This is a genomic window from Chryseobacterium wanjuense (assembly GCF_900111495.1).
Lineage (GTDB): Bacteria > Bacteroidota > Bacteroidia > Flavobacteriales > Weeksellaceae > Chryseobacterium > Chryseobacterium wanjuense.
This window is the reverse complement of sequence record NZ_FOIU01000002.1, coordinates 353025-365469: the sequence shown is the minus strand read 5'-3', so window position 1 is coordinate 365469 and position 12445 is coordinate 353025. Positions and strand designations below refer to the sequence as shown.

General features: G+C 36.8%; 14 protein-coding genes. 4 read left to right on the top strand and 10 right to left on the bottom strand.

Features of this window, described 5'->3' with window-relative positions; genetic code table 11:
• Positions 1 to 61 precede the first annotated feature (61 nt).
• From BMX24_RS13410 to pth, 3 genes are all read left to right on the top strand, one after another.
• Complete coding sequence (locus BMX24_RS13410) at positions 62 to 916, top strand: hypothetical protein (protein ID WP_089793515.1); 855 nt, start codon at positions 62 to 64, stop codon at positions 914 to 916.
• A 104-nt stretch (positions 917 to 1020) separates the two neighbouring features.
• Positions 1021 to 1947 (top strand): hypothetical protein, encoded by a 927-nt coding sequence (locus BMX24_RS13405; RefSeq protein ID WP_089793513.1) that lies wholly within the window; start codon positions 1021 to 1023, stop codon positions 1945 to 1947.
• An 88-nt stretch (positions 1948 to 2035) separates the two neighbouring features.
• Entirely contained in the window at positions 2036 to 2599 is a 564-nt protein-coding gene (gene pth, locus BMX24_RS13400; protein ID WP_089794689.1) for an aminoacyl-tRNA hydrolase, read from the top strand.
• Here pth and BMX24_RS13395 read toward each other — a convergent pair whose 3' ends face one another.
• From BMX24_RS13395 to BMX24_RS13350, 10 genes are all read right to left on the bottom strand, one after another.
• Complete coding sequence (locus BMX24_RS13395; RefSeq protein WP_139176847.1) at positions 2600 to 3022, bottom strand: hypothetical protein; 423 nt, start codon at positions 3020 to 3022, stop codon at positions 2600 to 2602.
• 290 nt (positions 3023 to 3312) lie between these two features.
• A complete protein-coding gene (locus BMX24_RS13390) occupies positions 3313 to 3948 on the bottom strand; it encodes a carbonic anhydrase family protein (protein ID WP_089793509.1) in 636 nt (211 codons plus the stop codon).
• A gap of 48 nt (positions 3949 to 3996) precedes the next feature.
• Entirely contained in the window at positions 3997 to 5589 is a 1593-nt protein-coding gene (locus tag BMX24_RS13385) for a SulP family inorganic anion transporter (protein WP_089793507.1), read from the bottom strand.
• A gap of 145 nt (positions 5590 to 5734) precedes the next feature.
• Positions 5735 to 6040 (bottom strand): hypothetical protein, encoded by a 306-nt coding sequence (locus tag BMX24_RS13380; RefSeq protein WP_228404845.1) that lies wholly within the window; start codon positions 6038 to 6040, stop codon positions 5735 to 5737.
• A gap of 22 nt (positions 6041 to 6062) precedes the next feature.
• Positions 6063 to 6731 carry a carbonic anhydrase gene (locus tag BMX24_RS13375; RefSeq protein WP_089793505.1) on the bottom strand — a complete coding sequence of 223 codons (669 nt, stop codon included), beginning with the start codon at positions 6729 to 6731 and terminating at the stop codon, positions 6063 to 6065.
• A 338-nt stretch (positions 6732 to 7069) separates the two neighbouring features.
• Positions 7070 to 7627, bottom strand: coding sequence for a serine acetyltransferase (locus BMX24_RS13370; protein ID WP_089793502.1), 558 nt, complete (start codon positions 7625 to 7627; stop codon positions 7070 to 7072).
• A gap of 46 nt (positions 7628 to 7673) precedes the next feature.
• The gene (locus BMX24_RS13365; RefSeq protein WP_089793500.1) at positions 7674 to 8825 is read right to left on the bottom strand and encodes a glycosyltransferase; all 1152 of its coding nucleotides are present in this window, start codon (positions 8823 to 8825) and stop codon (positions 7674 to 7676) included.
• Positions 8825 to 9388 carry an acyltransferase gene (locus BMX24_RS13360; RefSeq protein WP_089793499.1) on the bottom strand — a complete coding sequence of 188 codons (564 nt, stop codon included), beginning with the start codon at positions 9386 to 9388 and terminating at the stop codon, positions 8825 to 8827. The genes BMX24_RS13365 and BMX24_RS13360 overlap by 1 nt, the downstream gene beginning before the upstream one ends.
• 2 nt (positions 9389 to 9390) lie before the next feature.
• The gene (locus BMX24_RS13355) at positions 9391 to 10548 is read right to left on the bottom strand and encodes a glycosyltransferase (protein ID WP_089793497.1); all 1158 of its coding nucleotides are present in this window, start codon (positions 10546 to 10548) and stop codon (positions 9391 to 9393) included.
• Positions 10548 to 11387, bottom strand: coding sequence for a glycosyltransferase family 2 protein (locus BMX24_RS13350; RefSeq protein WP_089793495.1), 840 nt, complete (start codon positions 11385 to 11387; stop codon positions 10548 to 10550). Before BMX24_RS13350 ends, BMX24_RS13355 begins: the two co-directional genes overlap by 1 nt.
• An 88-nt stretch (positions 11388 to 11475) precedes the next feature.
• Here BMX24_RS13350 and BMX24_RS13345 point away from each other — a divergent pair, with 88 nt between their 5' ends.
• Positions 11476 to 12246 (top strand): class I SAM-dependent methyltransferase, encoded by a 771-nt coding sequence (locus BMX24_RS13345; protein WP_089794685.1) that lies wholly within the window; start codon positions 11476 to 11478, stop codon positions 12244 to 12246.
• The last annotated feature ends 199 nt before the right edge of the window (positions 12247 to 12445 follow it).

Genomic DNA, 12445 nt, shown 5'->3' with positions numbered 1-12445 from the left:
GATTCTTAATTGGAATTTTTCAATGAAAATCAATTATATTTGACGGGAAAATTAATAATATATGACAAAAAAATACTTTCTTTCAACTTTTGCGGCTTTGGCACTGGGCTTTGTAGTGTCTTGCGACAATTCAACCGATGATCCGCCCAATCAAAATAACAATAATCCCGGAGGATCTACCATTACGGGCCCGAGAATTTTAAGCAAAGTAAACAACGGAACAAAAGATACCGAAGAATATGTTACGACAATAGGAGGTGTGCTTTCTGATGCTTATATCAGAGATGCAGGGTCTACCAATACCCTTACGGCGAGCATAACGTATACCGGAGATAAGATTACAAAAATCAAATATCAGGATAATGTAAATCCGCACGTGGTCGACAACCTGTACACGATATCTTATACCAACGGAAAAATGTCTGCCATTTCTATGGATCAGACAGCAATGTCTACCACAAATCATAGTGATTTCACTATTTTTTATGATGCAGGCGGACAGTTATACAGAATCGTTGAGAAGAAAAAAATGGGTGGAAGCGCATCGTACACACATTATGTGGAACATAAATTTACCTTCTCTGCAAGCAATGTAGCGAAAGTAGACTATACCACAATGCCGATGAGCGGAGGAAATCCTGATACTTCTACAGCTTCTACGATTACGTATTCGTATGATAATTATGACAGCAAGATCAATCCTTATACAACGTTGCCAAAAGAATACTTTATGGTAACAGGTACCTTATTCCCGATCAATTTTTATATGCTTTCTTCCAATAATACAGGGAAGATAACGATACAAAATCCGTCCGGGCCGCCAATATCTGTACCTAAAGGATATCTGTATGATTCTCAAAATTATCCGGTTTCTGACCCAAGCCAGACAATTAAATACATATACAAGCCGTTATAAGTAAAGACTATTTTTTTAATAGTTTTAATGGAATATTAATAATTAGATAATTTTTATTCAAAAAAAAATTATATTTGTGAAAAATTAAATAATCCCCCTTTGGAATGAAACGACTTTTTTATTTTGTTTTATTATTAGTAGGTGTTTCTACGATCCACTCTTGTAAAGATTTATTAGATGAAGACGGAAATCCATTGCTAGATGTCAATAACAACACAGGACTGAATGGTCCCAGAGCTTTATACAGAGAAATCACAGATTCAGATACATTAGCTACGTATTATTACAACGGATTGCAGTTATCAAAAGTGATTACAGACAGCGCTTCTGTAACAGATATTGCATGGAGTGGAGATAAAGTGAGCAAGATCGACTTCAAAGGTTTCCTTGATCTTGATGGCGACGGAGACTTGGATAAAGACAGTATCGTCTTTACACAGCTATTCACTTACGGAAATACGGGAAGACTGGAGTCTATTTCAGAGAACCGTTCATTCTTTAAGAGAACTGTTACTCCACCGGCTCCGCCAAGTCCACAGACACTTTACAAAAAGACAAAAACCCTTTATAAATTAACATATTCTGCTGCTACGGCAAAATTGGATTCAATCATTATGAAAAATGGGCCTGATGCTTCAGGAACTCCATTCGCATACACAGATTATTCTAAAACCAAGTATGAATATTTAGGAGATAACATTTCTAAAGTTACGAGACATTACGGTCCTATGAGTGGAGGTGTTTTCGGCCCGGCAGTCACAAAATTTGCTTACGACTACTCCAATTATGATGCTAAGCTTAGCCCGTTTACATTGATACCTACTGCATATAAGATTTCAAGACTTTTATCTACAGATATCAATGATGTAGAAAGCTGGATCTTGTCACCAAACAGCCCGAAAAGATTCTCTATTACGGATCTTACGCCGCCTGTTCCGGTTCCTACTGTATTCTCAACAGATTACAACTACGATCCGCAGACCTACATGACAAAAGGATTTGGTGTAAACTATATCTACAAACCATTGTAAGAAATCATTTTTAAACAATATTTAAACTCAATCTTTCCGAAGGTTGAGTTTTTTATTTTTAATGCCTAATTTTGCAAAAATTTCTTTAATGAAATACTTAATCGTAGGGCTGGGAAACAAAGGTCCTGAATATGAAAATACACGACACAATATAGGCTTTAAAGTCGCTGAAAAAGTTGCAGAGACTCTCGAAGCACCTTTCAATACCACCAATTTCGGGTGGATGGCAGACGGGAAATACAAAGGAAGAAGGGTGTTGATCCTGAAACCGGATACCTACATGAATCTTTCCGGAAATGCCGTGAGATACTGGATGCAGAAAGAAAATATCCCCCTGGAAAATGTTTTGATCGTGACAGATGATCTGGCATTGCCTTTCGGAACGTTAAGATTGAAAGGAAAAGGTTCTGATGCGGGTCATAACGGGCTTAAAAATATCAACGAGGTATTGCAGACACAAAATTACGCACGCCTTCGTTTTGGAATTTCTGCAGATTTTTCCGAAGGAAGACAGGTGGACTACGTTTTAGGAACTTGGAATGAAGAAGAAAAAGAAAAGCTTTCCGAAAGAATAGATAAATTTTCCAAAGCTTGCCTTTCATTTGTTTTTGCGGGAATTAATAATACAATGTCTGCTTTTAATGGGAAATAATTATTTATAAACTAAAATATCTTTTACAATTTTCTTTTCGAAGAAATTCTTTTCACTGACGGTAAAACGGTAATTGTGCTCCTGCTCAAAAAACTCTATCGGGGTGGTCGGCGTATCATCTGCTTTCCATGTAATGACTAAAGTAACTTCATTCGCGGAATTAATGTCCTTGTCCGAAAACCTGAATAATGTGCTCGGTAAAGGATTGCTTGGATTGTCTCTGAGATCAGATTTTGCTTTTTTAGGCTGCATTTGAGTCATATCTTTTAACAGCAATGAAAAGGGTTTTCCAATATATTTTTCCTTATTGGTTTCAAATTTTTTGGCATAAGCAAGCGTATCACTGACGGTTTTCTGGGCTTTTAAAATTCCATTTAAAAATAATAATAGTATAACCAGGATGATATTGATCTGTATTTTCATAAGTTGATCGGCAACATTTTTTTGAATATCAAAAGTAATCAAATTGCTTTAGCTAAAACATAATTAAGACCGAAATGGCACAAATATTTTTCACAAATAAGCTGTTATAGATTCTTCACTTCGCCTCGCTCCGTTCTGATTGACAGGTGGGGTAAATATTTCGTTTTTAATTAAACAAAAAAAGACCACCTCAATGGATGGTCTTCAGATGTACTTTTAAAGATTTTAATTTCCAATCTATCTAACTATAACATATTTATCTAGATCTTTGGAGACGGTTGTTTCTTTTTCTACAACCAGGTTACAACGCCTGTTTCAACGTCATAATTGGCTCCTACGATTTTTATTTTACCTTCTTCTTCAAGGTTTTTCAATGTTGAGCTCTGCTTACGGATGTCTTCGATCGCATTCTTTACGTTTTGCTGGTTCAGTCTTTCCAATAGCGAACTGTTTTTAGAAGAACGCTCTTCACCTTCTTCGATCACCTCAGTGATGATCGGGTCAAAATGATTGATCAGGTGGTTCAGGTTATCCATTCCCATTCCTTCGATTTGTGCTGCATCCAGTCCGCCTTTCAAAGCACCGCATTTTGTGTGTCCTAAAACTACGATAAGCTTGGACCCAGCAACGTTGCATCCGAATTCCATTGAACCCAAAATATCCTGATTCACAAAATTTCCTGCAATTCTGATGCTGAAAACATCTCCCAGTCCCTGATCAAAGATAAGCTCCGCAGACGTACGGCTGTCGATACAGCTTAAAATCACTGCAAACGGCCATTGCCCTTCACGCGTAGCATTTACCTGCTCCAAAAGGTCTCTGTTGGCTTTAAGATTGTTTACAAATCTTTGGTTTCCTTCTTTTAAAAAGTTTAAAGCTTTTTCCGGAGTAATGGTTGACTGAGTTTCATATGTGTGTGCTTTCATAATTTATTTTGAATGTTTTTTATTAAAATTAAAAATTTATTTTTGAGCTTACATTGCTCTTCTGTGGGTAACCAAAATGTGAGAATCTTCATCGGTTTCATAATCCCTGTAAGAGGTTTTGAAGCCTAAAAGTTCTACTTCAATATCTTCTTCCTTCGCCCTGATATTGGCAAAATCCTGAATCATCTCCAGAACATCCGTCGCAATATAGGACGTGCCTCTCGCATCGATTGTCACGGTAGAATTTGGTTTGATATTTTTAAGTGTTTTTTTGATAGCTGCCTTGTTTAAAAATGAAACTTCCTCAGCAAGTTTGATATTGATTCCGTCTGCATCATCCAGTTTTTCTCGGCTTAAATAATAAGCACGCTTCATATTCCCCTGAAGAATATAGAAAATAGAGATCGCAAGACCGATTCCGACTCCTTTTAATAAATCTGTTGCTACAACAGCCACCACCGTTGCCACAAACGGAATAAACTGGAACTTTCCTAAATGCCAGAAATGCTTGAAAGTCGCAGGTTTTGCTAATTTATAACCTACCAAAATCAGCACTGCAGCCAAAGTTGCCAATGGAATTAAATTTAACACCACCGGAATTGAAAGGACACAGATCAACAATAAAATCCCGTGAATAATCGTAGATGATTTTGAGGTCGCCCCTGCATTCGCATTCGCAGAACTCCTTACCACCACCGAAGTCATCGGAAGACCACCGATAAATGAGCTGATGAGGTTCCCGATTCCCTGAGCTTTCAGCTCCAGATTGGTATCTGTAATTCTTCTTTGCTGATCCAGCCTGTCGGATGCTTCAATACAAAGTAAGGTTTCAATCGATGCGACAATGGCAATCGTTGCTCCCACGATCCATACTTTTGGATTGGTAAATCCCGCGAAGTCGGGTAGTGTGATCAGATTTTTAAAATCGTCAACAGACTGGGGAACCGGCAATGAAACCAAATGCTGGGATCCGATAGCTAATGAGCTGCCCGTCATTTTAAAGATTTCATTTAAAAGAATTCCTGTAACTACGGCTACCAAAGCTCCTGGAAGCATTTTTATTCTTTTTAAAGCCTGCACTTTATCCCAGGTGATCAAAATACCCACTGAAACTAAAGTTACAATAATTGCTCCCGGATGAATGGCTCCGAATAGTTCATCAAAATATCCGAAATTCAACCCATTATCAAAAATTGACTGGTGTCCTTCGTAATCTTTATCAAACCCTAATGCGTGCGGAATCTGTTTTAAAATAATAATAATACCGATGGCGGCAAGCATTCCTTCAATGACATTATTCGGGAAATAATTGGAAATACTTCCTGCACGGACAAATCCTAAAATCAATTGAATAACGCCTGCAACCATCCCTGCGCAAAGGAAAAGCTCGAATGCGCCAAGATCTGTAATGGCGGTTAAAACAATGGCCGTAAGACCTGCAGCCGGCCCTGAAACCGATATATTCGAATTACTCATCGTTCCTACGACTATACCGCCCACGATTCCTGCAATAACGCCGGACAATGGCGGAGCGCCTGATGCCAATGCAATTCCTAAACACAAAGGAAGTGCGACTAAAAATACCACGAGTCCTGAAGGGAAATTCTCCTTAATTCCTCCTATTAATGTTGTTTTTTTCATGATGTTGTAAAGCTGTGTGATATAACAGATTTATTAGTCCTTCAATAAATCAATTATAAAAGATTGGAAATTTAATTTTTAAAGTACGTGTCTATTCGATATCAAAAAATGATATGAATAATTATCAAAAAATCTAACTTTAAAATTAAGCTTCCGGAGGCGGAGAAAATATAGTAAGTAAAGGTGACAGATGAAAGGAATCATCTACCAGTACAAAAGATTTGCCTTCAATGGAAGGTTCAAAAAATTTCAGATAATCGAAAACATCCAAAGGTTTTGGAAGAGTCTTTTCGTAAACAATAAAAGATGATGGGTGAGAATGCGGCTCTTCTTCATTGATCACTACATTCGTTCTTGTAAGATCCCAACCGAATACGGAAGCAATACCAGGTAATGCCGTAAAGTTTAGGAAAAACAATAATGTAATAATACTCCAGAATTTCATTTTCATTCTCTTTTTTATAGAAAAAACTTTAGTTCTTCTTTCTGCTCATCACCCAATCCGAACTTGTAAGGTTGTAAATCTTTTGGATGTCTTTCAAGATTTTTTCGAAATCGATCTCCAGATCAATAATCTTACCCGTTCTAAGGTCGAATACCCAGCCGTGAACTACAGGAAACTCTTCTAAAATGTATCGCTCCTGCACACAAGCCATTTTTACCACGTTGATGCACTGCTCCTGAACGTTGAGTTCTACAAGACGGTCATACCGTTTTGCTTCATCTTCGATGGCGTCCAGCTCAGCCTGGTGTAATCTGTAAACATCGCGGATATTTCTCAGCCAAGGGTTTAATAATCCTAAATCCTGAGGTGTCATCGCTGCTTTTACACCACCACAGTTGTAATGTCCGCAGACAATAATGTGATTGACTTTCAGATGTTCTACAGCGTATTGAATAACAGCTGTGGAACTCATATCCAAAGTATTGACCACATTGGCAATGTTTCTCGTTACAAAAACTTCACCGGGTTTCGTGCCCATCAGCTCTTCTGCCGTAACTCTGCTGTCCGAACATCCGATATACAGATAATCGGGATGCTGAGTTTTTGCCAGTTCATGGAAGAAATCCGGATCTTCCGCAAGCTTAGACTCTACCCATTTTTTGTTGTTTTCAAAAATAACCTTGTACGATTGTGACATAATTTTAAATTTGGTTTATAATTATTTATTTCGTTTAAATTATTTTTAAAATCAATAGACTAAATCGATAATACAAAAATAAAGATTTTACGGAAAATGCAACTACTTTTAACAAAGTTTAATATTAAAATATGCTTAAAATCATAATTAATAAAACACAAAAGTTGTTTTTTCTAATGTATTTTGATGTTATGATAATTTAAACTTAACAAAATCAAGATAAAATTACAGAAATGATAGTAAAAAAGTAAAAAGTAAAAAGTAAAAAGTAAAAAGAATTCCCTAAACTCAACTCATCGTCGCTCCAACTCTCACACTAAAACCTCCAACTCTAATACTCAAACCCGATTATTAATATACCCTTCCGTCGCATCTTCCGCAGGAATAATTTTCGCTGGATTTCCCAATACGACAGAATTTTCCGGAACATCAAAATTAACGTAAGAATTCGGGCCGATAAGAACATTATTTCCGATGGTGATGGCGCCGACAATCACTGCGTTTGTGCCGATCCAGACTTCGTTGCCAATGACAGGGTAGCCTGCATTCTTGCCACGGTTTTGTTGTCCGATCGTAACGCCTTGAGCAATATTGCAGTTTTTCCCGATTTTTGCCTTAGGATTTATCACCAGGCTTCCCCAATGTCCCAGGTAAAAACCTTCTCCGATCTCGGTTTCAGGGTAGATCTGGAAACCGTATTTGATCTGATGGCGTCTTAAAACCAAGCGCCAGAAAAGTCCGGGCAAAGATTTTTTCTTATATTTTTGAGTTTGTCTTAAAATATAAATGAAATGAAGGTTGGGATTAATACATTTTGCCCAAATTTCAAAGGTGGAAAGCCACTTTCCGCTTTCCCGGTAAAAATCTTTTTGAAGCGTAGAATATTGTTCTGCCATACAACAAATGTAAGAAATCTGTGGTTTTCAGATAGATTAATTTTAATTATAATTCGTCTAAAATTGAAGTGATCTTGTTCACTGAATTCTCAAGATTGAAAGGCATTTCGTAGTTTTTCAGCTTTTCCGAATATGTTTCAAATGATGCCGGTTGAGTCAGTGCTTTTTTTATTCCTTCATAAATTCCGTCTTCCGAGTTTTCTACAATGAGACCCAATTCACCATTGTTCAGCATTTCATTGGCGCCGGAAACTTCAGTGGAAATAATTCTCTTTTTTAAGGTAATTGCTTCAAAAAGGACGGTCGGAAAACCTTCGTATCTCGAACTTAAAATATAGAAATCTGCATTTTTGAAATAAGGATAAGGATTATCTGTAAAGCCCAGCATTGTCGCCGTCTCATCAACGCCAAGATCTGATTTTAATTTTTTAATATTTTCAAAATCATAGCCATCGCCAACGATCAGGATTTTATGTTTAAAACCTTCATCCAGAAGCTTTTTGTGGACTTTTAATAATCTGTCAAAACCTTTTTGCGGAAATACGGTACCAACGGAAATGAAGGTGGGAACCGAGTGGTCGAATTCATAATGTAAAACAGGCTGATCTGCTTTTGCAATAAATTCTTCCGTATCCAAAGGATTATAAATTTTTACAATTTTCTGTTTTTCCGTTTCATTTTTAGCTAAACTATGGAAAAGATGTTCAATTTTTTCTGAAATCACCATGATTTTATCAAAACCGAAAAACTTCCTGATTTCATCATTGGTATAGCCTTTTACCTGAGAAAGATCATTATGAATCCAGACTATTTTTTTTGAACTTTTGATAGGGGAGCCCAAAATTTCGTCTCGCATTCCATGAATGGCGGCGAATTCGATATCGTATTTTTTATTCTTTAATTTTCCCTTATAAAGAAGATTCGGGAATTTTTTCAATGCTCCCTGATAGATCACCCTTGCCGCCTTTCTGGGAATCTCATGAGGGCGATTGGTGGTGATCATTTCTCCTTTATTTAAATATAAAATATTAATCCAACTGGGAACTTCAGATAAATATTTTCCGGAATAAAGATTTAATAATAAATCAATTTCATATTTATCCTGAGGGAGATTTTTCAGAAAGGTAACCAATACTTTTTCTGCACCGCCGTGGCGCAGAGATCCTATCCGGATAAGTATTTTCTTTTTTTCAGTCATTATTTTTTTACCGGTTTGTATGTGTGAGGGAGGTGTTCTTTGATGTATGCTTCGAGCTTTGGTCGGTCTTTTTCCAGTTCGCGGGGGTACATCACGTTGTTTGCTAATAATTTGTCGCCATATTCTTCGATGGTACAGATATATTTTGCGGGAACTCCGGCATAAACTGTTCCGCTCGGCATAGAAGTCGTAAGGATAGAACCTGCACCCAGCACACAATTGTCGCCCATTTCAACACCGAGCATAATGATTGTATCTGCCCCGATCAGACATTGCTTACCGATTTTTATTCTTCCGAAAGTTCTTACATCTTTATATTTATCAAAAAAATGTAAGGCATTTTGACCGCCATCATGATTTACAAATCTTACATTGTTGGAAAAAGTCGTCTGATCGCCGATTTCAATTAAAAAACATTCTGTTCCAAATTGAGGAACTTCCACAAAACGAACATTTTTACCCACTTTCAATCCTTTTGCAAGACAGATTTTAAGGTAAATTTTCTGTATCATAAACTGATACGTGGTGTGAATTTTCAGGATGGCGCGGTATAACAAAAGCATATTTATTTTTTTGACAGATTAATGATAATATCCTCGACAGCATCAAAGATTTTCTGATTGTCGAACTGCTTTTCAATATTTTTTAAATTTTCTTTGATCTGAGAAACTAAATCAGGTTCGGTAAGGAATCTCTTCATAGATTCGTACATTTCGTCAGTTTCGTAATTGATGAGGTAACCTGTTTTTTCGTGTTCGATCATTTCAGGAATTCCTCCCACATTCGTTGATATAATCGGTTTCTGAAGAATTAATGTATCAGCAATGATCAGAGGCCAGCCTTCGGATTCGGAGGGAAGAATAAAAAAATCTGCATTTTTTACATGCGGGTAAGGATTCATCGAAGAGCCTAATAATTTGAAACTCTCCGTTACTCCCAGATTTTCCGCTTGTTTTTTAAGGTTTTCCATTTCTTCACCATCACCGATAACGATGATGTGATGATCAAAGCCGTCTTTCAATAATCTGGCGTGGGCATCCATCAATTTATGAAACCCTTTACGACTGTGAAGTCTTGCAACGGAAACAAAGACCGGTTTATTCGGTAGTTCCGGTTTGAAGGCCAGAGCTTTCTGTTTTAATTCATCAATCGGAATAGCATTTAAAATAACCTGATTTTCCGGAATTTTAAGATCCGGATAGGTTTCAACTAAAATATCTTTCGTCTGTTGGGAACCGAAAATAAAATAATCAAATTGAGGAATTTGCTTTAAAATTTCCGGCACCAAAGGTTGAAGTTTTGGTAAGGTAATGTCAGAATGAAACCATCCTATTTTTTTTGAATTTTTATTAAGTGAATTCAAAACAGCAGAAAATGCCGCATAAGTTGGCGCGATCTCTACATCATAGGTTTCATTTAAAAGTTTATCGGCAATTTTGGGATTTTTCAGAGCACTTTTCAGCTTGAGATTTCTTTTGGCCAACTGGATTTTCTGGATCACGGAATTTTTCGAAAGATCTTCCCGCCCGTCTGTAAGGTAAACTTTTCTCACATATTTCGGAAACTCATTGCGAAGCTCTCCCTGGTTGATATTTAAGCAGATTGTCAGTTCAAATTTATCTTTATTAAGATGATTAAGCATACTTAAAACCACCTTTTCCACACCTCCCATTTCCATTGAGCGATGCCTGAAAAGCACTTTTATTTTTTTTTTGTCTGGCATTAACCGAAGATTTTTTGTAAAAGAATAATAAATTTTTTCTTAATACGAAATGGTATTTTATTTTGATATTCTAAAAGGGCAAAAATTTCCTTAGGGTCAGTATAGCTTTCGGGAACAGGTTTGCCGTTGATTTGTTTTAAATTTCTTCGCTGCATGGCTTCCCAGATAGAGCGCGCATAGTAGCTGTAAGATTTTTCTTTGTTGGCATTCTGAGAAATTCCTCCCGAATGCGCCCGGTACAGATAATCTGTCTGGTTGATAAAATGTACTTTTCCCACTTCATACATTTTAAAATAAAGATCCTGATCTTCAGCAATTTTAAGCTCGGGATTGATTTTCGGACCATTTAAATAAGCATCCCTTCTGAAAGCCACAAAAGGAGCGATCTGTATGGGGAAATTAAAAAAAGTTTTCTGTCTGTTGGGAACCTGCATAGCCGCACGGAATTCTTTAATAATATTTAAATTCTGATCACATTTTGCCAGCCTGGAATAGGTAAGAACCACATCTTTTTTCTTTTCCAAAACCTGCACGGCACTCTTCAGGGCATTGGGCTTAATGATATCATCCGGATCCAAATATCCGCAGACATCTCCTGAAGCATCTTCAATTAGCTTGGCTTTTGTAACTCCTACGCCGTAGTTGGCATCATTTTCATACAGTTTAAACCGCTCATCGCTGCCGATAATTTTTTTGATCACTTCTACGGAATCATCGGTTGATCGGTCGTCAATAATGACAACTTCCCAATTTTTATATTCCTGTGCAAGAATGGAATCGTAGCAATCTTTAAAGAACTTTCCATTATTATAATTGGCAATTAAAAGTGAAAATTTCATCGTGTTTGTGTTAATAATTTTTTACAAATATAATTATATCTTAAAAATAAAAGAAAAATCTTTATTTTTGTGTCCTAAATTTAACACAGTGAGCGAAATATCAAGAGTTCTCAAAACATTTGTTGCCTATCTGAAAAGACCCGACCTTTATCCTGAGTTGGGAAGAAAAATCATCAAGAACACCGTAAACAGGGGAAATGCCTTTAAAGGAAAGGAAAAAACGAATTCCTGGGCGGCTTCTAAAGCCATCTCCCAAAAGGAAGCTGTTTCCAAACTTTTCGGAATTGATATCGATCCTTTCAAAAACAATTTTGCAGAAATTTTAAAAGAAGCGGAAAGAAGACAAAACGAATGCCCTATCAAAATGGGAGGTGCAGGAGCGTTGGAATTAATTTATTATTCTTGTGAATTCGCTAATGCAAAAAATGCTGTAGAAACGGGTGTTGCTTACGGATGGTCTTCTCTGGCGGCCCTTTTGTCGCTGGAAAAAAGAGGCGGAACTTTATACAGTTCGGATATGCCTTACCTGGCGCAGGACGGCGATCAGTATGTAGGATACGTAGTTCCCGAAAATCTAAAACCACATTGGAAATTATTCCGTTTTGCGGATAAAGAATCTTTACCGAAAATTTTTGCAGACAGTGCATCTTTTGATGTTGTACACTATGATTCTGACAAGAGTTATAATGGAAGATTCTGGGCGTATACGGAGCTTTACAAGCATTTAAGAACCGGAGGTGTTTTCATCAGTGATGACATTGGTGACAACTCTGCCTATCAGGATTTCTGCGAAAAAAATAATATCGATACGACGGTGGTAGAATATGAAGGGAAATATATCGGTGTTTTTGTGAAATAAAAGGCCTGAAGCATTTGATTCTCAAATCAGATAAAATTTCTATTTTTGTGATACAAACAAACACAATAAAATGAAAATAGTTTCCCAAGTCTCTATTATATGTTTTTGTGAAAAAAAATCGAAAAATTTTCACAAAAGTTCTTCTTCAACATGTATAGTAGAATCTGAAAACGAAAGTACAATTGTATTTTTAACAAAA